The sequence below is a fragment of the Heyndrickxia coagulans DSM 1 = ATCC 7050 genome (assembly GCF_000290615.1).
Classification (GTDB): Bacteria; Bacillota; Bacilli; order Bacillales; family Bacillaceae_C; genus Weizmannia; species Weizmannia coagulans.
In genome coordinates this window covers 1-21478 of sequence record NZ_ALAS01000070.1, presented here as the reverse complement: position 1 = coordinate 21478, position 21478 = coordinate 1, and the positions used below count along the sequence as shown (strand labels likewise).

Here is a 21478-nt window from a genome sequence, read left to right as displayed (position 1 = left end):
CCAAATGATCCGGCAAATTGCCGCAATTTGATGCTTGTTAGAAGTTGCACAATCGACTATACTTTTCTTGGAACAGATTTTTTATAAATGAAAGCTGGGTCGAAATGAGAACACTTTATGATGTGCAACAGCTTTTGAAAAAATTCGGCATTATTGTCTATATCGGGGACCGGCTTGCCGATCTCGAGCTGATGGAATTGGAACTGAGGCAGTTGTACCAGGCAAGGGTGCTGGAAAACAGCGAATACGAAACCGCCCTGTTGATCATCAGGCAGGAAAAACGGTTGGAAAAAGAGAAAAAAATGGAGGGTGAGCGAAATGGCTGAGAAGTGGATCATTGGCATTGATTTGGGGGGCACCACCACAAAACTGGCATTTGTGAATGAAGCAGGCGATATTGTACACAGATGGGAGATCCCGACTGTGACGGCTAACGAGGGGAAAGCGATCCTTCCGAATATCGCAAAATCGATTGAGGACGAATTGGCCCGGGCAAAGCGGGAGAAAAAAGAGATCACAGGGATCGGCCTCGGCGTACCGGGGCCGGTTGATATGGAAGCCGGCGTGATTTATGAATCCGTCAATATCGGCTGGGCGCAGCATTATCCGGTTGCCGGGACATTGCAAAAATTGGCGGGGTTAAAAGTGGTGATCGATAATGATGCAAATGTTGCGGCACTCGGTGAAATGTGGAAAGGCGCCGGGAAAGGTTCCGGGGAAATGGTCTTCGTTACGCTTGGCACCGGTGTCGGCGGCGGCATCATTACAGGCGGGGATATCGTCCACGGCGTAAAAGGGGCGGCAGGCGAAATCGGCCATATTACCGTCATCCCGGAAGGCGGGGCACGATGCAACTGCGGGAAAACCGGCTGCCTTGAAACGGTCGCTTCCGCAACAGGCGTGGTCAGGACAGCCATAGCGAAACTGGCTGCATTTAGCGGCGCGTCCCCGTTAAAAGATTTGTATGCCCGAAGCGGATCGGTAAGCGCCAAAGACGTGTTTGACTTTGCGAAAGCGGGAGATGCCCTTTCCCACGAAATTGTTGACGAAACGGCAAAATACCTCGGGCTTGCGCTGGCAAGTGTGGCCAATACGTTAAATCCGGAAAAAATCGTGTTGGGGGGAGGGGTGTCAAAAGCAGGCGAAACGCTCTTAAACCCGGTGCGCGCTTATTTTTTGAAATACGCGTTCAACACGGTCGGCCAATCGACAAAACTGGAACTTGCCACATTGGGAAACGATGCCGGCGTGCTCGGGGCAGCGTGGCTGGCGTTAAATAAAATTTAAGCGGGGCGCCCCCTTCCATGATACGCGCTGATTTTGGCATACTACAAACAGCGATATAATGAGATGAAAAAAAGCGGCATGGCGCCGCTTTTTCAGCATTAAGTAAAGGCCGGGTAGCCCGAATGGATGACGGTCATGATGGCAAACCAGCCGAAAAGGGCAAAAGAAATGATGCCGAAAATAAATCCGAGGATATTTTTGTTTTTGGCCGCAGTAATGAAACCAATCAGTGACAGTATGGAGACGAGACTGAAAATAATGACTGTACCCATGACATCCCCCTTATAATGAAAAGGTATTCAATTATCTTTATTTTACAACCGGTCTGGTGATTTGTCGAGTAAATGAACAGGCATTTTTTACGGATGAAAACATGATACAATAAGGGAGGAGGGATACGAATGAAATGGAAACAATTGCCGGTCGGGCCCATTCAGACGAATTGCTATATCCTGTGGAACCACGAAAAAGACTGTTTGATATTTGACCCCGGAGCGGAATTTGAAAGGCTGCACGCTTTTATCGGGGAAAATGCGCTGAACCCGCTTGCGGTGCTTTTAACGCATGCCCATTTTGACCATATTGGCGCCCTTGATGCGGTAAGGGATGCGTACAAAATCCCGGCCTATATCCATCAAAAGGAAGAGATGTGGCTCGGGGATCCAGGGCAAAACGGCTCCCATTTTTTCGGGATGGGAGAAATCAGCGCGCGCGGGGCGGAAAAGCTTATCGCCGGGGAAGACATGTTGAAAATCGGCTCTTTTTCGCTTCAAGTGCTGGAAACGCCGGGCCACTCCCCGGGGAGCGTTTCGTACTGGCTGCCTGATCACAACATTGTCTTTTCAGGGGACGCCCTTTTTTCCGGCAGCATTGGGCGGACCGATCTTCCGGGCGGGAACCATGGCGTTTTGCAGGAAAGCATTCATACAAAGTTACTGGTTTTGCACCCGGATACAATCGTGTTCCCGGGACACGGGCCGCAGACAACGATCGGGGCCGAAAAAAGTTCCAACCCGTTTTTGGGGGGATAAAAAAACCGGCAGCGAATGCCGGTTTTTTTAGTGCAAGGAAAAAGCAAGCAGATTTTTAAGAGGAACAGGTTATTCGCCGAAGCCGGGTGTGAGTATAAACGTGGTGTAGTACGTAAAGCCGGCGAAGAAAATTGTTAAATAAGCCCCAAAGATGTACATATACATGCGTTCGGACAGTTTCAAGTAGCTGACAAGCACAAAGAAACCGGTCTGGGCCAGAAACAGTAAAGCGGTTTCTTTCATGCCGCCAAGGAAAAACATGACTGCCATTACACCAGTCCAGAAACCCAATACGCGGTACATACGATCCAAATGAACCACCCCTTCTTTTTATGTCCATCAAGTTATATTATAAAGGAACAAAGAAGGGGTGTAAACACAACCGGTACTTAATTCGCAACTTTAGCAACTTTAGCAACTTTCACATGATAAATGCATTCGCTGCAATCATGAAGCATGGTTTCCTGCTGGTTGATGTCGAAATCGTCAAACAACGCTTCAAACAACCCGTGAATATAAGCAACATGCATCTCGCAAACATCCGCCGAGTGATGGATTAATTCCCGGAACGGACAGTTGTATACATGGTAATCGAGTTCGTTCTTGTCTGTTGTTTCCAGCGTTTCGATGCAGTATCCGTCCACGGTGGACACGCTTGCGAGCACAGATAATTTTTCATTAAATGTCAGCTGGTCTTTTGTTTTATTCATGTTTTTTAAGATGTTTTCGATGATCCGTTTTCCGTACTCCCGGCCGATCTCTTTCAAAAGGCCTGCATCTGCCAGTTTCATTTTGTTGATGGCTTCAAGCAAAATGTTGGACAGCAATTTGTATTCACGGTGCGGGAAGGAGAGTTCCACCACTTGTTCAGAGCTTTTATACAGCCTTGCCGGGCGCCCGCCTTTTCCGGTTTTGTTCAGTTCGGATGAAATTATCTTTACATCTTCGAGCTTCGACAAATGGAGCCTTGCCACATTTGGATGAATATGAAATTCATTGGCCACTTCCTGGACGGATACTTCGCTCCGTTTCTTCAGTACAAATTGGTAAATCGAGTAGCGGGTCGGGTCAGAAAGGGCGTTGATCACTTTTAATGTTGGTTCCATATTAAACACCTCTATATTTTTTATCCTATCTATATTATAAATGATAACAACGCCAAAATTTGTGACAAAAATCACACACTTTTTTGCGGCTGAGAGAAAAAAATAGCGAAAAAATTTTTGCTTTCAGCAGGAATTTTGAAAGCCGTGTCGAAATGAGAGAATATCCCAAAAGAAAGGTGGTATGTGATGGATTATGTCGGTAGAAAAAATCGCGGAACTATTGATTGGACAGGCGGTGAAAAACAATGTGACCGATGTCCATATCGTTCCGAAAGAGAAGCATTACCATGTCCAGTTCCGGCAGTACGGAAGGCTGTACCCCCACCGCAACCTTTCCGCGAAAGCCGGGGAAAGGCTGATATCCCATTTAAAATTTATGTCTTCCATGGATATCAGTGAAAAACGAAAGCCCCAAAGCGGGTCGTTTGCCATAAACGTTTTGCAGCAAGCGGTCTCCTTAAGGATTTCGACGCTGCCAACCTCTCTTTCCAAAGAGAGCCTCGTCATCCGGATTTTGCCCCACGAAGAACAATTCCAGCTCAGCCAAATTTCACTTTTTCAATCGAGCACGAAAAAATTAATGGCGCTATTAAACCATTCGCACGGCATGCTGATTTTCAGCGGTCCGACCGGAAGCGGCAAGTCGACGACGATGTATACGCTTGTTGAGCACTGCGCAAAACGGTTTTTACGGAATGTAATTACACTGGAAGACCCTGTTGAAAAACAAAGCGATTCGTTTTTGCAGGTGCAGGTGAATGAAAAAGCAGGCATTACTTATAGCACAGGGCTGAAAGCAATTTTGCGCCATGATCCGGATATTATCCTGGTGGGGGAAATCCGCGATGCCGAAACAGCAAGAATTGCGGTCCGCGCATCGCTTACCGGCCATCTTGTCCTGACGACTTTGCATACGCGTGACGCAAAGGGCGCGATTTACAGGCTGATGGAATTCGGCGTGAGCATCCACGAAATGGAGCAGACTTTGCTCGCTGTCAGCGCACAGCGGCTGATTACATTGCGTTGTCCGGTATGCGGCGGCATCCGCTGCCCGCATGATTGTCCCGGCAGCCGGAAAAAGCGGCAAACCGCGGTATATGAGCTGCTGTACGGGAAAAATTTGCAGCGGGTGCTGAAAGAAGCAAAGGGGGAACAGGTCCGCTACCATTATCCGACGCTGAAAGAATGGCTCAGAAAGGGGATTGTGCTTGGATACATTTCTGAAGAAGAGTATCACCGCTGGATTGCCGAAGAGGAAGAAGCGGATAAGCCTCAAACAACAGGGGCGCTTTCTTACCCGGGTCGGTGAAATGCTCGAAAACGGATTTCCGATTGCGGATGCTATTGATTTTCTCGGGCATGTGGACGGCGAACTGAATGCGCGTTCCATGAACAAACAGCTGCAAAACGGAACGCCGCTCCATGACGTGCTGCTGAAACACCGGTTTGATGCCAACGCATGCATGCAAATTTATTTTGCCGGGCGGCACGGGGAGATGGTTGCTGCCCTTAAAGAGGCAGGTGCTTACTTATTGAAAAAGCACGAGGACGCCCTTGCCTTTTGGAAACTGATCCGTTATCCGCTCATACTGGCAGCCGCGCTATTTATCGCCACGGCTTTTGTGAGAAACGTGCTGCTGCCGCAATTTGAACATATGTATGTCGCAATGGATTACAAGCCTTCGCGAAATCTCCGGCTGTTCCTGGCCATCATGGAACAGGCCCCGCATGATATCCTGGTTTTAAGTAATTTTCTCTTCCTGTTTTTCACACTCTTTTTTCTCTATTTTAAAAGAAAAAAACCGCTCGTGCAGGCGGCATGGCTTTCGCGGCTGCCGGTATCCCGTTTTTACTATACCAGTTACTACAGCCAGTTTTTGGCGAGAGAATGGAGCTTTATGCTGAAAAGCGGTTTTTCCGTCTATGAAATTCTGCATGTAATGGAATCGCAAAATTTCAAGCCGCTTTGGCGCGATACCGCAAAATATGTGCGCGAAAAACTGCTTGCCGGCGAGACATTTTCCCACGCTCTGGCCTCTGTCCCGTTTATCGAGCCGCAGCTGGTCATTTTGGTGCGCCACGGGGAGAAAAACGGGCGCCTTGATCAGGAACTCTATTATTACAGCCAAATTAGCTTGAAAAGAATGGAAGAGAAAATCCAAAGCCTGTTCGGGCTGATTCAACCGGTTATATTTATTTTCATCGGTTTCTTTTTGGTTGCCATTTATTTGTCGATCATGCTGCCGATGTTCCAGATGATTGACGCGGTTTAACCGGGGAAGGCTTGCCGGGCGGCGGGGCTTAAAGCCTTCCCCCCAGAAAAAGAAAGGAGAAATTGCCCATGTCTTTAATCAAAAATCAAAAAGGTTTTACGCTGATCGAAATGCTGATTGTTTTGCTCGTTATTACGGTTCTCTTGTTTTTGATGATTCCGAACATTTCCAAACATACCGATGCGATCAATAACAAAGGTTGCGATGCGTTCATTGCCATGGTGCAGGGTCAGGTGCAGGCGTATGAAATGGACCACAATGAATATCCGTCATCCATCAGCCAGTTGAAAGACGGCGGCTATGTGTCGAAAACGAGCTGCCCAAATGGAAACGGAGTGAACATCGGGGCGGACGGGAAAGTAACGGAGGTTGCAAAGTGAAGCGGCCAAAAAACGAAGCCGGTTTTACCTTTCCGGAAATGCTCGTTGTTTTGTTGATTGTATCCGTGATCACCGCCCTTGCGTTTGCCGGATTTAAGCCGGTGAAACATACGACCGTCAAAAAAATGTTCATCAACCAGCTTGAAAATGATTTGTACCTGGCGCAAACGGACGCGATTTCCCGCCAGACGAACGTATACGTCCAATTTTTCCGCCAGAACAATATGTATTCCATTTTTGAGGCGAGGAAAAATGCGGCGATTGTAAAAAGAAAGCTTCCGGAAGGCATCAAAATGTTCGAAAACGGCAGCTTTCATTCCTATACGATCGGGCCGGACGGGAATGTTACCCAGTTCGGCACGCTCTATTTCCAGTCCGGCGGAGAACAAATCAAGCTGGTTACGCATATTGGAAGCGGGCGGTTTTATGTCGAAGAGTGAACGGGGCTTTACTTTTCCGGAAGTCATCGCTGCGTTTGCCGTATTTTGCCTGATGGCGGCCTGCTTGTTCCCGCCGTTTCTCCATATGCTTGGCCAGATCAAAGAGACAAAACAGGAGATGGAGGCAGCCCGTTTTTTATACGAAAAAACGGAGGAATGGACTTTTACCGGAAAAGTCGTTGAAAAAGAAAAAAAGGCCGGCGGGGCCACGTGGACATTTCAAATCAAAGACAATGGCAGAAAGGCATGTGTCAAACATGAGCAAAACAAGACTTGTGTTTCGCTCCGGCAATGAAAAAGGCTTTACGCTGCTTGAAAGCGTGTGCGTGCTGTTTCTCGTCACTTCCTTGTTCTCACTTTTTCCCCTGGCAGTGAAAACATTCGGGACAGCCGGGGAAGCATTCCGGCCGGAAGAAGATGAAGAGTGGAATCTTTTTCTCATGCAGTTGCGCAAAGAAATCCGGGTGAGCAGCTCGTGCCAGGCAGCCCAAAATACTTTGAAACTGAACGAGGCAGGAAGGACGGTTACGTATGAACCGTACCAGAACAGTTTGCGGCGGAGAGTGGACGGTGAGGGGCATCAAATTGTGCTCCAAAATGTGCGGTCCATCCAATTTGCGGCAACAGGAAACGGGGTCAAAGTGTCCGCTGTTTATCCGAATGGCGCGGAAAAAACAGCGGAAATGACCTTTCTTTCCCGCCATGCGTTCTTCGGCCAAACGGAGGGCAATGCCCGATGAACAGGCAAAAAGGGTTTATTTTGCCGGTAGTGCTGTTTTTGGCGCTTGCCGCATGCAGTATGGTCATTTCGGGAACAAATATTTACCTAGGCGAAAAGAAATATGCCGTGCTGGTGAAGGAATATTATTTGCGGAATACCATGTCGCTTTTCGCCATCAGGGAGGCGGCGCAAAAATTGGAAAAAGGCGACAAAAGCCCGGGGGAACTCCGTTTTTCAGACGGATTGGTGTCTTACAATATCAAACAGGACGGGGATACTGCAGTGATTTCCTTAACTGCGGAAAATGGCAGTGGTGAACTGTTTAAAAGTACGATACGATATAATCAGGCAGAAAAAAAGGTGCTTCAATGGGAGGAACAATGAACAAAAGGATCTATTTGACCGGGTTTATGGGTGCCGGAAAAACGACTGTCGGCCATGCGCTCGCCTCGCTTTTGGGCAGTGCGGCGACGGATCTTGACCGCTGGATTGAAGATGAGGAAGGAATGCCGCCCGCTGCCATTTTTGCTGTAAAAGGGGAAGCCTATTTTCGCCGGAAAGAAACAGAAATGCTGAAACGGGCCGCATCGCTTGCAGGGGTGATCATGACAGGCGGGGGGATTGTCATGCGGGAAGAGAACGCCTGTCTATTAAAACGGGACGGCGTGACGGTTTTTCTGGATTGCGATCCGGAAATCCTGGTTTCACGCATTCAAAATGACCCCTCAAGGCCTGTCGCAACAGGAAGGACAAAGGAGGAGATCATCGCCCTTTACAAAAAAAGGCGGCCGTTTTACCTTTCGTGTGCCGATTTGGTTATTGATACGACGGGAAAATCGGTTGCGGAGATTGTTGCGGAAATTTCCGGCCGCATAAAAACGGAAGCTTTCGGTTATACTGGCGCCTGTAAGGATGGTGGCGCCAATGTCGACAAATGATTATGTCAAATTGCTGGCACAAACATGGATGCAGTATATGAGCACGCCAAAAAGCGAGCGGCAGAAAAAGCGGAACGAGAAAAAGGAAGAGATGCCGCCTTTTGCCGAAAGATGGTTCGGCATTCTTCCTTATTTTTTTCTCTTTTTCAAAAGAAAACAGTAGCAGAATCAGGCAGCCTTTTTGGGGCTGCCTGATTTATATAAACGCATCCTTTAAATAAAAGAGGCCGCCGTTTAGGACATGAACGGTAATTTTCGGCTCATACTGTTCCTTCAGCGCCTGTTTTTCAATTTCATACGATTCCGGGCGCTCTTCCATATCTTCGTAAAAATGGTCCAACAGCGCGAGATCCTGGTGCCACCGTTTTACCGCTTCTTCCGCCCAATGATGCGGTTCTTTCGACAAGCCTTGCCGGATATACTGTTCAATCCTGGTGACGGCGCTTTTCGGCATGATAATCGGCGTCAGTGTAAAACAATAATCCGGAATTTTCGGCGTCAGTGCCCGTTGTTCCAGCAAGTCCTGAAAATTTTCAGCCATTGTGCCGTGGATTAAATTCAACCCGATCGAGCGGAATACATCTTTTTTTAAATCACAGCGGTACGAAATTTTGGCGTTCATCCCAAGCCAAGGGTAAAGTGGCACCTGTTTTTGCCCGGGGCGGACGTCTTCAAACAGGCGGATATAGCGGGAAAACTGCTTTGCCGTCTCGAAAATCTGGTTCAGACGGGGGCTTCCAAAATGGACCGGTTCCCCTTTTACCGTATCCGGTGCTTTTTCCTGGTCCGTAATGAACGTGACGGTCATCGGATTCGGGATGCCGCCTGTTTTTTCAAGATAGGACCAGTAAAACGGCCGGTTCATTAACGCCTTATCCAGTTCAACCGTCAGCTGCACCGTCATCCAGCCGGGGCGGTTTTCAACCAATACAGCGCCGTTTGCTTCAAAAAAGCGTTCAAGATATTGATGTATTTCTTCCTGCAGCATCCGCATTTCCCTCCTCTTTCCGTACCGCTTCCGCAAATTCGATCATTTGGGTGAGATTTTCCATTTTGATGTTCATTTCGCCTTCCGATTTGGAGTTTTGGAAGACATCCAGCAGGTGGTCTTCCAGTTTTCCGAATTCGAGCCGGGTCAGAATTTCATCGAGTTCCCCGATTACCCGCTCAAACAAATGGATTTTTTCGTACAACAGTTTCATGATATGTTCTTCAACCGTATTTTTGGTTGCGAAATTATAAATATGCACATCCTTTTCCTGGCCAAGGCGGTGGACACGCCCGATCCTTTGCTCGAGCCGCATCGGGTTCCACGGCAGATCAAAATTGATCATATGGTGGCAAAATTGCAGGTTGATCCCTTCACCGCCCGCTTCTGTCGCAATGAGCACCTGGGCGCGGTTTTCAAACAGCTGCCGCATCCAGTCTTTTTTGCCGCGCTTAAAGCCGCCGCGGAACGGGACGGATGAAATGCCGTGTTGTTTTAAAAACCATTGCAGGTAAAGCTGTGTTGCCCGGTATTCCGTAAAAATGATCACTTTATCATCAATGTTTTGGATAAGCTCGAGCGCTTTTTCCGCTTTTGAATTGGTTTTTATCGCTTCAATTTTCTGGATCAGCGCAGCAACGGTTTCTTCTAAAACGGGCGAGGGCTGTTCCGTTTTTTTCAGCAGGTTTTTTAAGGTTACAAAAACGGCTTCCCGGCTCGAACACGCCTCACGCTGCAGCGTCAATAGCGAGAAGCCGGCGCGGCTGTACGATTCGCTGCCTCTGCGGATCGTTTGCAGCGCGTCATACAGTTCGCGCTCTTCTTTGCTGAAGTCAATCAGCACCGTTTCAACGCGCCGTTTTGTCCATTCCACCCCGGTGTTTGTGCGCCGGTTCCGGATCATCACTTTGCTGACCAGCTTCCGCAAATGTTCGTCTTCCTTCACCTGCCTGTCCCCATTTTTATATTTTTTGCTGAAATTCGATTCGCTGCCTAAATGGCCGGGTTTCAGCAGGGAGACAAGGTGGAAGATTTCATCGATCCGGTTTTGGATCGGTGTCGCCGTCAAAAGCAGGCAGAATTTCTTCTTTAAGCCCTGGACAAATGCGTAGTTTTTTGTATTCGGATTTTTCAGCTTGTGCGCCTCGTCAATAATAATCATGTCGTACTGCTGCTTGTAAATGATGTCGCGGTGCGGGCTTCTTTTTGCGGTGTCAATGGAAGAGACAACACAGTCATACTGCTCCCACATATAACTTTTCTTCTGCCCGACAGCGGGAATATGGAATTTGCTGTTCAGTTCCGCGACCCATTGCGACACGAGCGATGCCGGGACCAAAATGAGCACTTTTTTTGCAAGCCCGCGAATCATATATTCTTTTAAAATAAGGCCGGCTTCAATCGTTTTTCCAAGCCCGACTTCATCCGCCAAAATGGCTTTGCCGTTCATCTTTTCAACCACCTGGCGGGCCGCTTCCAGCTGGTGCGCAAGCGGTTTGACATTGGCCAGATGCTTTGGCGCCTGCAACCCTTCAAATTCCGGAATGACCAGCCGTTTTTCCATTTCCACTGCAAGCTTATAAAGTTCCCATTTTCCCCACGGCCCGTCCTCCTGATAGCGTTCCATCAATTCCGTTTCCCACGAGCGGTCAAATTCAATGTTGACTTCCATGCTGCCTGCACTCCTTTTCCAATCGTCCCCGATGCATCGTTTTCCAGTTCTTACAGCCGCTTTTTATTTTAAAAAATTCAATTGATTTTCAGAATGGTGTCATGATACGATGAAACTGACCAAGCGTTTTTACAGGGTTTACAGGGAAAATCGTATGGAACAGCCTGCATCAGGCATTTTAATTTTAGTATGCCCGATTTTGAACTGAATATTGGCGGATGAGAATAAGAGGAGAGACTGCATTTTTTGTAGCGCCGACGGAGCAAGCGGAAACGTGAATCTCTCAGGCAAAAGGACTCTTAATTTGACGCATCTCTGGAGAGCGCTTCTTTTTTCGGGAAGCCACCAAAGGGGAAAACCGTTTTTCGGTAAACTTTCAGGTGCAAGGACAGGGAATATTTCGTGAAGCAGGCGGAATATTCCCTGTTTTTTTGCTCCCGGATCCACATCCGGATAAAAAGCAGAATGGAGGGGTACTAATGCCGGAATTAAAACGGACGCCATTATATGATGTTTACCGGAAATACGGCGCAAAAACGACCGGTTTCGGCGGTTGGGAACTGCCGGTGCAATTTTCGGGCATTAAAGCCGAACACGAAGCCGTCCGCACACGGGCAGGCCTGTTTGATGTTTCGCATATGGGCGAAATCCTGGTGGAGGGGCCGGAAAGCCTTGGCTTCCTTCAAAAAATGATGACGAACGATGTGTCCAAATTGAAGCCGGGTGCTGCCCAATATACCGCCATGTGCAATGAAGCCGGCGGCACAGTCGATGATTTGCTGGTTTACCAATTGGGCGAAAACCGGTATTGGCTCGTGGTGAATGCCGCCAATACGGAAAAAGATTACAAATGGCTTGTTTCACACCGGACGGAGGATGTTTCTATAACGGACATCAGCGTAAACGTTGCCCAGCTCGCGCTCCAGGGGCCGCTTGCTGCGGAAGTAATGCAAAAACTTGCGCCAGAAGCGGATGTTTTTACCATTCCATCGTTTTCATTTATTGAAAACGCAAATGTTGCCGGTTGTAAAGTGCTGCTTTCGAGAACCGGTTACACGGGCGAAGACGGCTTTGAAATTTACTGCCGCAGTGAAGATGCGCCAAAGCTGTGGGACGAAATATTGGCGAAGGGCCGGGAAAAAGGCGTTTTGCCGTGCGGGCTCGGGGCGAGGGATACGCTCCGCTTTGAAGCCGGGCTCTGCCTTTACGGCCAGGAATTGGCAGAAGACATTTCCCCGCTTGAAGCCGGCATCGGGTTTGCTGTAAAGCTTAAGAAAGAAGCGGATTTTATCGGGAAACAGGCGCTCCTTGCACAGAAAGCAGAAGGCCTGAAACGGCGCCTTGCCGGCATCGAAATGACCGGCCGCGGCATTCCGCGCCACGGATACAGCGTTTATGCAGGGGATGAGCGGATTGGCATGGTGACAACCGGGACACAGTCGCCGACTTTAAAGAAAAATATCGGCCTTGCCCTTTTGCGTGTACCGTGGGACGCGCCCGGCACCGAAGTAGAAGTGGATGTCCGTTCCAAAAAGATCAAAGCCGTCGTTGTCCAAACACCGTTCTATAAAAAGCAAAAAAACGGGGAGGGGGAAAAGTGATGCACCGTTACCTGCCGATGACGGAAGAAGATAAACGCGAGATGCTGGATGCGATCGGGGTCCGAAGTGCCGGGGAACTGTTTTCCGACATCCCCGAAAAAGTGCGGTTTAAAGGGGATTACCGGATCAAAAAAGCAAAATCGGAAACGGCGCTGTTAAAAGAACTGTCAGAACTTGCCGGGAAAAATGCCAATTTAAAAGAATATGCTTCTTTTTTGGGGGCGGGGGTTTATGACCACTATATTCCAACGGTCGTGGACCATGTGATCTCAAGATCCGAATTTTATACGGCCTATACCCCTTACCAGCCGGAAATCTCGCAAGGGGAACTGCAGGCCATCTTTGAATTCCAGACGATGATTTGCGGGCTGACCGGCATGGATGTGGCCAATTCCTCGATGTATGACGGCGGCACGTCCATGGCTGAAGCGGCCATGCTTGCGGCCGGGCAGACGAAGAGGAAGAAAATATTGGTTTCAAAAGCTGTCCATCCGGAATACCGGGCCGTTTTACATACGTATGCCAGGGGACAGGGCATCACCGTGGAAGAAATACCGCTCGCAGACGGCTGTACCGACCTGGAAGCGGCCAAAAAACAAATAGACGGCGGGACAGCTGCCGTCATCGTCCAATACCCGAACTTTTTCGGTTCGCTTGAACGGTTAAAAGAAATCGGCGAACTGGCCCATGGCGAAAAAGCTTTGTTTGTTGTATCCGCCAATCTGCTTGCCTTAGGGGTGCTTGCGCCGCCGGGCGATTTCGGCGCCGATATCACAACCGGCGACTGCCAGGTCTTCGGCATTCCGGCTGCATTCGGCGGCCCGCATTGCGGCTACTTTGCGACAACGTCAAAACTGATGCGGAAAATACCGGGCCGGCTTGTTGGCGAAACAGTCGATGAGGACGGGAAAAGGGGGTATGTGCTGACGCTCCAGGCGCGCGAACAGCATATCCGCCGCGACAAAGCGACGTCCAATATTTGCTCAAACCAGGCGCTCAATGCCCTTGCCGCATCGGTGGCCATGAGCGCCCTCGGCAAAAAGGGCGTAAAAGAAATGGCACTGGCCAATATTGCAAAAGCACAGTACGCGAAAAGGAAATTGGCGGAAAAAGGGTTTGAAATCCCGTTTTCGTCTCCTTTTTTCAATGAGTTTCCCGTGAAATTGCCAAAAAGCGTTCAAGAAGTAAATGAACATTTATTACAGAAAAAAATCATCGGCGGCTATGATGCGGGCAAGGATTACCCGGAATTTGCCGGTTGCATGCTGATTGCCGTGACGGAATTGCGGTCAAAAGAAGAGATTGACCAATTGGCTGAAGAAATGGGGGTCGTGTGCTATGGCAAATGAAGAAATGTCGCTGATTTTTGAACGATCCAAACCAGGCCGGATCGCGTATAGCCTGCCGGAAATGGACGTGCCGGAAGTGGATGCTGCTGGCCTTTTTCCGCCTGAATACATCCGCAAACAGGATGCGGAACTGCCGGAAGTGTCGGAACTGGATTTAATGCGGCACTACACAAAGCTGTCAGAAAACAACCACGGCGTCGATTCCGGTTTTTACCCGCTCGGATCCTGCACGATGAAATACAATCCGAAAATCAATGAAACGGTTGCGCGCTTTCCGGGATTTGCCCATATCCATCCGCTTCAGGATGAAAGCACCGTCCAGGGGGCGCTCGGGCTGATGTATGACCTGCAGGAACATTTAAAAGAGATTACCGGCATGGATGAAGTGACCTTGCAGCCTGCTGCCGGCGCCCACGGGGAATGGACCGGGCTGATGCTGATCCGCGCTTTCCATGAAGCAAACGGGGATACAAAGCGGACAAAAGTGATCATTCCCGACTCCGCCCACGGCACCAACCCGGCTTCCGCGACCGTTGCCGGCTTCGAAACGGTCACTGTGAAGTCGAATGAAGAAGGGCTTGTGGATCTCGACGACTTAAGAAAAATTGCCGGGGAAGATACCGCAGCACTCATGCTTACCAATCCGAATACGCTCGGGCTGTTTGAAGCGCATATTCTTGAAATTGCAGAAATTATCCATGAGGCGGGCGGCAAACTGTATTATGACGGCGCCAACCTGAATGCCGTGCTTGCGAAGGCGCGCCCGGGCGATATGGGATTCGATGTTGTCCACCTGAATCTTCATAAAACATTTACAGGCCCGCACGGCGGCGGCGGCCCGGGTTCGGGTCCGGTCGGCGTCAAAAAAGAGCTGGTCCCGTTTTTGCCGGTGCCGGTTGTTGCGAAAAAAGGCGGCCGCTATTATCTGGATGAAGACCGGCCGCAATCAATCGGCAGGGTGAAGCCGTTTTACGGCAATTTCGGCATCAATGTCCGGGCCTATACGTATATCCGTTCAATGGGGCCGGACGGCTTGCGGGAAGTGACCGAGAATGCGGTGATCAATGCCAATTATATGATGCGGAAGCTGGCGCCGTACTACGACCTACCATATGACCGCCATTGTAAGCATGAATTTGTGTTAAGCGGCAGGCGCCAGAAAAAACTCGGGGTGCGGACGTTTGATATCGCCAAGCGGCTGCTTGATTTTGGCTTCCATCCGCCAACCGTGTATTTTCCGCTCAACGTGGAAGAGTGCATGATGATTGAGCCGACGGAAACCGAGTCGAAGGAAACGCTGGATGCCTTTATTGATGCGATGATCCAAATCGCAAAAGAAGCGGAGGAAAATCCGGAAATCGTCCAGGAAGCCCCGCATACAACCATTGTCAAACGCCTGGATGAAACGCGGGCGGCGCGAAAACCGGTTTTGCGTTATGTGAAAAAATAAAAGGAAAAATGCCGCGGCAAAGCCGCGGCATTTTTTTATTTCCCTGATTTGATTTTGCCTGTCCAGTTTTTAAAGCCGCCTTTCAACTGGTAAAGGTCGCGGCAGCCGTTTTTATAAAGCATTTCAGCGGCGCGCCCGGTGCGCGTCCCGTTCTGGCAATATAAATAAACCGGTTTATCGGTCCGGATCTCTTTTAATCTCATTTTCAGCTGAGACAGCGGAATATTGCGGGCGCCTAAAATATGTCCGTTTGCAAATTCATTCGGTTCGCGCACATCAATGAGCTGCGCTTTGCGGTAACCCGCCTTGAATTCTTCTTCCGTCAAGCTTTTCAGGATTTTTTTCTGCCGGTAGTATCTGGCGAGTGTATACGCCGCTACCGCAACAATAACAATGATGACTGTGTACCACGATTGTGACATCTGCATGCCCCCTTTCTTACCTGATGCGCTATCTACTATTATATTCGTGTTGCGCTTTTGAATCAAAATCTTTTTTTCAGAAAGCCATGTCACCGCTATTTTTTCAGTTTTTCCGCCTGAAAAGCCTGTAGCCCTTGATTTTTTATGTTAGCGGAAAAACCGGCACAAATGTGAGCGGGGCTTTGCCGTTTTTCGTCGTTTTTTGGTAAACTGGTAAAGTGATATTTTTAAGAAGAGGGGTTCATATGGGAAAAGAAACCTGGTTGTTTGTAGATTCAGGCCACTGTCCGCCGTTTTTTAACATGGCGCTGGATGAGGCCCTGCTCGACTGGCACAGCAAAGGGGAGATCCCGCCCGCCATCCGCTTTTACGGCTGGGATCCGGCCACCCTTTCAATCGGGTATTTCCAGCGGGCAAAACAGGAAATCGATCTCGAAGCGGTAAAACGATACGGGCTCGGCTTTGTCCGGCGTCCGACAGGGGGAAGGGCTGTTTTGCACGAGCACGAGCTGACCTACAGCGTGATCGTATCGGAAGCGCATCCGGATATGCCGAAAACGGTCACGGAAGCCTACCGTGTGATTTCGGAAGGGCTTGTCAGGGGATTTCGTGCGCTCGGCCTTGAGGCGTATTTTGCGGTGCCGCGGACGGAAGCAGAACGGGAGGCGCTAAGATCCCCGCATTCTTCGGTTTGTTTTGATACGCCGAGCTGGTACGAACTGGTCGTGGAAGGGAGAAAAGTCGCCGGCAGCGCGCAGACGCGGCAGAAAGGCGTCATTTTGCAGCACGGCTCGATTTTGCTCGATATGGATGAGGAGAAGCTGTTCAGCCTGTTTAAATATCCGAGTGACAGGGTGAGGGAAAGAATGCAGCGGAGTTTTAAGCAGAAGGCGGTTGCAATCAATGAACTACGCACCGTTCCCGTCACATACGGGGAAGCAAAAGAGGCTTTCCATAAGGGGTTTGAAGAAGGGCTCGGCATCCGGCTGGAACCGTACACCTTGACGCCGGCGCAACAGGCGTATGTGGAAGAACTGGCAGACAGGCGGTACAGGTCGGATGAATGGAATTTTAAGAGATAAATGAACATTTGTTTTTTTAGCGGCCAGAGGCATGCTTTTTCGCTATTTCCTTTTGTGCCACGCTTTTTATGGCTGCTTTTTTGATGCAAGCGGCAAATTTTTTCGTTATGCCCGGATTTGCCTGCTTTTTCGGGGGATTTCTCGCATTTTCAGCATGTCTTATTCTTTTTTTTATTTGACAAAAAGAAAGAGGTTTGACCTAACTACAATATATGGTATATAAAAACAAAATGTCAATACAATATCTAGTGTTTTTGCTTGCAATTTTTGCCTGCGGTGTGCTATTTTAAAGGAGGCAGAACCACCAGAGAATTTGCATGGAGAAATAGAGAAGGAGTTGTCGTTATGTCTGTTGCTTCGACAGAAAAATTATGGGATGTGGAGAAGCTGAACGAAGATATCCGCTTATTTCCGCAGGTCCATCCGATTACACCGGATATGAACATCACGTACAAAGGCGTTTCAAGGCTTGTCATGATTGACAGATACGCGTTTAAAGACACGGAAAAAGTCACATTGGGCAAGGGCGATTTTGTTGTCCTCACGATTAAAGAAGACCCGAAATTTCCGGCCAGGGGGCTCGGCGTCATCAAAGAAATCGACTGGGAAAAAAATGAAGCGGAAGTCTTAATTGAAGAAGATTACCGCCAGGCCCTGGAACACCCGGATGAAAGAGAAACAGGGGTCATCAAAAGGCCGCTTGATATCATTGAGAAGCCGCTTGAAGTCTACTACGAACAAATCGCAAAACGGAATGCAACCGGCTTAGCGGCAGTGGAAAAAACAGAAGAGAAACGGAAAGAATGGTTTGGGAAGTTTTACAATGAACTGAAAAACTTAAACTTCATCCCGGCAGGCCGCGTCCTCTACGGCGCAGGGTCGGAAACGGAAGTTACTTATTTTAATTGTTATGTGATGCCGTTTGTACCGGATTCGCGGGAAGGCATTTCCGAACACCGCAAACAAGTGATGGAAATTATGAGCCGCGGCGGCGGGGTTGGGACAAACGGTTCGACGCTGCGCCCGCGCAATACGCTGGCAAGGGGCGTCAACGGCAAATCAAGCGGCTCTGTCTCATGGCTCGATGACATCGCCAAACTCACGCACCTGGTCGAACAGGGCGGCAGTCGCAGGGGAGCACAAATGATCATGCTGGCTGTCTGGCATCCGGACATTGTCGAATTTATCATTTCGAAAATGCAGAATCCGCGGATTTTGCGTTTCCTGATCGAAAATACGAACGATGAGTGGATCCGCAAGCTAGCCCACGACAAATTGAAATTCACGCCGCTTTCCGAAATGGAAAGGCAAATGTACCATGGGATTGTGAACTACAAACATATTCCGGGACAGGGCGGCTTTACGGACGAAGTCATGAAAGAGGCGGAAGAAAAACTGGCAACAGGCGGGCATTACACCGTCCATAATCCGGAATTTTTAACCGGCGCCAATATTTCCGTCTGCCTCACAAAAGAATTTATGGAAGCAGTTGAACAAGACGCGGAATTCGAACTGAAATTTCCGGATGTGGAAAATTACAGCGAAGAAGAAATGCGCATATATAATGAAGAATGGCATAAAATCGGCGATGTGCGCGAATGGGAAAAACTCGGCCGCAAAGTGCGCGTCTACCGCAAAATCAAAGCAAAAGAACTTTGGAATTTGATTAACATCTGCGCGACTTACTCGGCGGAACCGGGCGTCTTCTTTATCGACAACGCCAACGACATGACAAACGCAAAAGCATACGGCCAGAAAGTCGTCGCAACGAATCCTTGCGGAGAGCAACCGCTCGCGCCCTATTCCGTCTGCAACCTCGCAGCGGTCAATCTTGCAAAAATGGTCGACAAAGAAACGAAAGAAGTGCGCTGGGACCAATTGAAACAAACCGTCCATACCGGCGTCCGCATGCAGGACAATGTCATTGACGCGACCCCGTACTTCCTGAAAGAAAACAAAAAACAGGCGCTCGGGGAACGGCGTGTCGGCCTTGGCGTTATGGGCTTAGCCGACCTTCTCATTTATATGGAAAAAGAATACGGATCCGAAGAAGGCAACAAACTTGTCGACAAAGTGTTTGAAACAATCGCGACCGAAGCATACCGTGCATCCATTGAGATCGCAAAAGAAAAAGGGAGCTTCCCATTTTTAACGGGGGAAACCGAAGAAGAGACAAACCGCCTGCGCCGTGCATTCACGGAAACCGGTTATATGAAAAACATGCCGGAAGACATCCGCAAGGCAATTTTAAAACACGGCATCCGGAACTCCCATTTGCTGACCGTTGCACCAACCGGATCCACCGGCACCATGGTTGGCGTTTCCACCGGGCTTGAGCCGTATTTTTCCTTTTCCTATTTCCGCAGCGGGCGCCTCGGCAAATTTATCGAGGTCAATGCGGACATCGTCCAGGAATATCTGGATCAGCATCCTGAAGCGGACAAAGACCATCTGCCGAACTGGTTTGTAACCGCGATGGATCTTGCACCGGAAGCCCATGCCGATGTCCAATGCGTCATCCAGCGCTGGGTGGACAGCTCGATTTCGAAAACGGTCAACGCCCCGCGCGGTTACACGGTTGAACAGGTGGAAAAAGTGTACGAACGCTTGTATAAGGGCGGCGCGAAAGGCGGAACCGTTTATGTGGACGGCAGCCGGGATTCGCAAGTCCTGACATTGAAAGCAGAAGAACCGCAGGAAGAAAAACAGGAAAAAGCGGAAGTGAAACATGCGAAACAGCATGTCGTCCTGGTTGATACAATCCCGGATATCCGGTCAACAAACGTCACATACGGCAACGAAATCGGCGATACCTGCCCGATCTGCCGGAAAGGGAAAGTGAAGGAAATCGGCGGCTGCAATACATGCGATAACTGCGGCGCGCAATTAAAATGCGGCTTGTAAGCGGAATAGTTGAGAAAAAACGGAGCAAAGCGATGCTCCGTTTTTTTCTGCTTACAAAACACCGGTTAAAAGAATAATCGGAAAAATGGTTAAAAAATTTTAATTCGAATATTGACAGCAAAAACGTGATGAAAAAGATTGGATTGAATTTTGATAAGAATGCGATTGTCGTAGATTCGGCGATGCGGACAAACATCGAAGGCATATTTGCGGCGGGCGATGTAACAACGTTTGACGGCAAGGTAAAGCTGATCGCCACGGGATTTGGAGAAGCAGCGACAGCCATTGCAAGCGCAAAAGTTTATCTCGATCCGGCCGCACTCGGCGGTTTCAAAGTCAGGCTGGTAGATGTTCGGCCTGACATCCTGCATCAAGCGGAAAACATAATCGGATCCGACATGGAAAAAGGGCTGGCGAGGGGGAAAATCAACGGGGCAGACGCTGAAAGGATAAAGGCAAATATCGAATATACCGTTGATTTGCCGGCAGTAGCCGGTTCTGCAGATGTGATCATCGAGGCAGTGCCGGAAAACGGCTATCCGAGGGGAAATCTGGAAATGTTTGACACAACGATCGGATGGAGATTTGTAAATGAAAAATTGAAGAAAATGTACGGGACAGACAGCATGCCGGAAACAGCGGAAAATGTCGCAAAGCAATTCCACATCAGCCGGGAAGCGCAGGATGCCTTTGCTTTTACGAGCCAAATGAGGGCGAAAGCGGCCATGGAAGCAAACCGCTTTCAAGATGAAATCGTGCCTGTCGTGTATACGGATCAGAAGGGGGAATCCGTATCTGTCATCCGGGATGAGCATCCCCGCCCCGATACTACGCCGGAAAAACTGGCAAGGTTGAAACCGCTTTTTGTAGGGGGCCAAATTGCCGGCCTTATTGAGGACTGCCCGTCTGTTGCCCAATTATTAGAAGAAATGGTAAAAGAAGCACGGGCTGTGCTAACCAGGAGCATGGCGCGGTTATAATCCCGTATGAACTCTTTGTTCTAATTCCTTTCCTTATGCGCTAAAATAATAAAAAAGCATTTTTTTCATCTTTCGTTCAAGCGGGGCATCCTGCCAACATTCCGCATTTTTTCTGACCAACAAACCGAAACGCCCGGTGCAAATCCAAGGGTGGATTTCCATGGAGATTGACGCGGTGTTTTCCGGCGGAGGCATAAAAGGCCTTGCGCTCATCGGGGCATTGGAAGTTTTGGAAAAAAAAGGATTTACGTTTAAACGGCTGGCCGGCACAAGCGTCGGCTCCGTTTTTGCAGGGCTGCGGGCTGCAGGCTATACAAGCGGCGAAATGAAGCAAATGCTTGCGGAAACAGACACGGCCGCGTTTCTTGACCAGCGAAAACCGCTGCTGCCGGTGCCGTTTGCGAAATGGCTGCTGCTGTATTGGCGGCTCGGGTTGTACAGGGGCACCGCGTTTGAGGAATGGATCGGGGAAAAACTCGCATCTAAAGGTGTGTACACGTTCAAAGATGTTCCAAAAGGCTCCCTTTATTTCACGGCATCCGATCTTACCCATAACCGGCTTGTTGTTTTGCCGGATGACCTGGAACGTTACGGGGTTCCATGGCAAACCTTTCCGGTGGCAAAGGCCATTCGGATGAGCTGCAGCATTCCATATTTTTTCGAACCGGTACGGTTGCGCTCGCTGGAAGGCACAAGCCTCATTGTAGACGGCGGGGTATTAAGCAATTTTCCGATGTGGTTGTTTGTCAAACCGGAAGAAAAAAAGGTATGTGTCAAGTTTTTCTCGACAAGGTTTAAATATCGGGTATTCCAAGACACTCTTTTTGTACACTTTCGGCTACCGTGCTTTACTT

At 49.2% G+C, this 21478-nt stretch carries 24 protein-coding genes, 2 pseudogenes and 1 riboswitch; of the genes and pseudogenes, 20 read left to right on the top strand and 6 right to left on the bottom strand.

Annotation, left to right across the window (positions count from 1 at the left end):
• Nucleotides 1-104: 104 nt before the first annotated feature.
• Together IC21_RS02985 and IC21_RS02980 are read left to right on the top strand one after the other, a co-directional pair.
• Nucleotides 105-326, top strand: coding sequence for a YqgQ family protein (locus IC21_RS02985; RefSeq protein WP_029142061.1), 222 nt, complete (start codon nt 105-107; stop codon nt 324-326).
• On the top strand, nt 319-1287 hold the full coding sequence (locus IC21_RS02980; RefSeq protein WP_029142062.1) for an ROK family glucokinase: 969 nt from the start codon (nt 319-321) through the stop codon (nt 1285-1287). The genes IC21_RS02985 and IC21_RS02980 overlap by 8 nt, the downstream gene beginning before the upstream one ends.
• A 98-nt stretch (nt 1288-1385) precedes the next feature.
• Here IC21_RS02980 and IC21_RS16080 read toward each other — a convergent pair whose 3' ends face one another.
• Nucleotides 1386-1559, bottom strand: a complete 174-nt coding sequence (locus tag IC21_RS16080; RefSeq protein ID WP_019720590.1) for a DUF2759 domain-containing protein — start codon at nt 1557-1559, stop codon at nt 1386-1388.
• A gap of 129 nt (nt 1560-1688) precedes the next feature.
• Between IC21_RS16080 and IC21_RS02970 the strand changes: the two genes are divergently transcribed.
• Entirely contained in the window at nt 1689-2318 is a 630-nt protein-coding gene (locus tag IC21_RS02970; protein ID WP_013859649.1) for an MBL fold metallo-hydrolase, read from the top strand.
• Between the two features lie 69 nt (nt 2319-2387).
• Here IC21_RS02970 and IC21_RS02965 read toward each other — a convergent pair whose 3' ends face one another.
• Together IC21_RS02965 and IC21_RS02960 are read right to left on the bottom strand one after the other, a co-directional pair.
• On the bottom strand, nt 2388-2630 hold the full coding sequence (locus tag IC21_RS02965) for a DUF2626 domain-containing protein (RefSeq protein ID WP_014098019.1): 243 nt from the start codon (nt 2628-2630) through the stop codon (nt 2388-2390).
• Nucleotides 2631-2707: 77 nt separating this feature from the next.
• The gene (locus IC21_RS02960) at nt 2708-3424 is read right to left on the bottom strand and encodes a helix-turn-helix transcriptional regulator (RefSeq protein ID WP_029142063.1); all 717 of its coding nucleotides are present in this window, start codon (nt 3422-3424) and stop codon (nt 2708-2710) included.
• A gap of 193 nt (nt 3425-3617) precedes the next feature.
• Between IC21_RS02960 and comGA the strand changes: the two genes are divergently transcribed.
• From comGA to IC21_RS16075, 9 genes are all read left to right on the top strand, one after another.
• Nucleotides 3618-4733, top strand: coding sequence for a competence type IV pilus ATPase ComGA (gene comGA, locus IC21_RS02955; protein ID WP_029142064.1), 1116 nt, complete (start codon nt 3618-3620; stop codon nt 4731-4733).
• A 1-nt stretch (nt 4734) separates the two neighbouring features.
• Complete coding sequence (gene comGB / locus IC21_RS02950; protein ID WP_029142065.1) at nt 4735-5697, top strand: competence type IV pilus assembly protein ComGB; 963 nt, start codon at nt 4735-4737, stop codon at nt 5695-5697.
• Nucleotides 5698-5765: 68 nt separating this feature from the next.
• Nucleotides 5766-6077, top strand: a complete 312-nt coding sequence (gene comGC / locus IC21_RS02945) for a competence type IV pilus major pilin ComGC (protein ID WP_029142066.1) — start codon at nt 5766-5768, stop codon at nt 6075-6077.
• Nucleotides 6074-6517: a competence type IV pilus minor pilin ComGD gene (gene comGD / locus IC21_RS02940; protein WP_029142067.1), complete on the top strand. Its 444-nt coding sequence runs from the start codon at nt 6074-6076 to the stop codon at nt 6515-6517. The genes comGC and comGD overlap by 4 nt, the downstream gene beginning before the upstream one ends.
• The gene (locus tag IC21_RS02935) at nt 6504-6812 is read left to right on the top strand and encodes a type II secretion system protein (protein WP_029142068.1); all 309 of its coding nucleotides are present in this window, start codon (nt 6504-6506) and stop codon (nt 6810-6812) included. The genes comGD and IC21_RS02935 overlap by 14 nt, the downstream gene beginning before the upstream one ends.
• On the top strand, nt 6775-7257 hold the full coding sequence (gene comGF / locus IC21_RS02930; protein WP_029142069.1) for a competence type IV pilus minor pilin ComGF: 483 nt from the start codon (nt 6775-6777) through the stop codon (nt 7255-7257). The genes IC21_RS02935 and comGF overlap by 38 nt, the downstream gene beginning before the upstream one ends.
• On the top strand, nt 7254-7622 hold the full coding sequence (gene comGG, locus IC21_RS02925; protein WP_029142070.1) for a competence type IV pilus minor pilin ComGG: 369 nt from the start codon (nt 7254-7256) through the stop codon (nt 7620-7622). The genes comGF and comGG overlap by 4 nt, the downstream gene beginning before the upstream one ends.
• The gene (locus tag IC21_RS02920) at nt 7619-8176 is read left to right on the top strand and encodes a shikimate kinase (RefSeq protein ID WP_029142071.1); all 558 of its coding nucleotides are present in this window, start codon (nt 7619-7621) and stop codon (nt 8174-8176) included. Before comGG ends, IC21_RS02920 begins: the two co-directional genes overlap by 4 nt.
• Nucleotides 8163-8339, top strand: a complete 177-nt coding sequence (locus IC21_RS16075) for a YqzE family protein (RefSeq protein WP_073193839.1) — start codon at nt 8163-8165, stop codon at nt 8337-8339. The genes IC21_RS02920 and IC21_RS16075 overlap by 14 nt, the downstream gene beginning before the upstream one ends.
• A 33-nt stretch (nt 8340-8372) precedes the next feature.
• On the opposite strand, the gene IC21_RS02915 is transcribed toward IC21_RS16075, so the two are convergent.
• Nucleotides 8373-9164 carry a YqhG family protein gene (locus tag IC21_RS02915; RefSeq protein WP_029142072.1) on the bottom strand — a complete coding sequence of 264 codons (792 nt, stop codon included), beginning with the start codon at nt 9162-9164 and terminating at the stop codon, nt 8373-8375.
• A complete protein-coding gene (locus IC21_RS02910) occupies nt 9133-10836 on the bottom strand; it encodes a DEAD/DEAH box helicase (RefSeq protein ID WP_029142073.1) in 1704 nt (567 codons plus the stop codon). The genes IC21_RS02915 and IC21_RS02910 overlap by 32 nt, the downstream gene beginning before the upstream one ends.
• Before the next feature lie 218 nt (nt 10837-11054).
• A riboswitch (glycine riboswitch) is annotated at nt 11055-11145 on the top strand.
• 170 nt (nt 11146-11315) lie between these two features.
• On the opposite strand from IC21_RS02910, the gene gcvT reads away from it, so the two are divergent.
• Genes gcvT through gcvPB form a run of 3 tightly spaced genes read left to right on the top strand, consistent with a single transcriptional unit; the run spans nt 11316 to nt 15236 of the window.
• On the top strand, nt 11316-12437 hold the full coding sequence (gene gcvT, locus IC21_RS02905; RefSeq protein ID WP_029142074.1) for a glycine cleavage system aminomethyltransferase GcvT: 1122 nt from the start codon (nt 11316-11318) through the stop codon (nt 12435-12437).
• Nucleotides 12434-13786 carry an aminomethyl-transferring glycine dehydrogenase subunit GcvPA gene (gcvPA, locus tag IC21_RS02900; RefSeq protein ID WP_029141284.1) on the top strand — a complete coding sequence of 451 codons (1353 nt, stop codon included), beginning with the start codon at nt 12434-12436 and terminating at the stop codon, nt 13784-13786. The genes gcvT and gcvPA overlap by 4 nt, the downstream gene beginning before the upstream one ends.
• Entirely contained in the window at nt 13776-15236 is a 1461-nt protein-coding gene (gene gcvPB, locus IC21_RS02895; RefSeq protein ID WP_013859634.1) for an aminomethyl-transferring glycine dehydrogenase subunit GcvPB, read from the top strand. Before gcvPA ends, gcvPB begins: the two co-directional genes overlap by 11 nt.
• A 35-nt stretch (nt 15237-15271) precedes the next feature.
• Here gcvPB and IC21_RS02890 read toward each other — a convergent pair whose 3' ends face one another.
• Nucleotides 15272-15658, bottom strand: a complete 387-nt coding sequence (locus tag IC21_RS02890) for a rhodanese-like domain-containing protein (protein ID WP_019720600.1) — start codon at nt 15656-15658, stop codon at nt 15272-15274.
• A gap of 245 nt (nt 15659-15903) precedes the next feature.
• Between IC21_RS02890 and lipM the strand changes: the two genes are divergently transcribed.
• The 5 genes and pseudogenes from lipM to IC21_RS02870 form a co-directional block, all read left to right on the top strand.
• Nucleotides 15904-16740: an octanoyltransferase LipM gene (gene lipM / locus IC21_RS02885; RefSeq protein ID WP_017553551.1), complete on the top strand. Its 837-nt coding sequence runs from the start codon at nt 15904-15906 to the stop codon at nt 16738-16740.
• A 345-nt stretch (nt 16741-17085) separates the two neighbouring features.
• Complete coding sequence (locus tag IC21_RS02880; RefSeq protein WP_029142075.1) at nt 17086-19644, top strand: vitamin B12-dependent ribonucleotide reductase; 2559 nt, start codon at nt 17086-17088, stop codon at nt 19642-19644.
• Nucleotides 19645-19772: 128 nt separating this feature from the next.
• A pseudogene (locus IC21_RS17655) lies at nt 19773-19898 on the top strand (FAD-dependent oxidoreductase); the annotation flags it as partial.
• Nucleotides 19893-20520 (top strand): annotated as a pseudogene (locus IC21_RS17650) (thiolase family protein); the annotation flags it as partial. The pseudogenes IC21_RS17655 and IC21_RS17650, both read left to right, overlap by 6 nt.
• Before the next feature lie 264 nt (nt 20521-20784).
• The coding region (locus tag IC21_RS02870; RefSeq protein ID WP_235801097.1) for a patatin-like phospholipase family protein at nt 20785-21478 on the top strand (694 nt) is incomplete at its 3' end.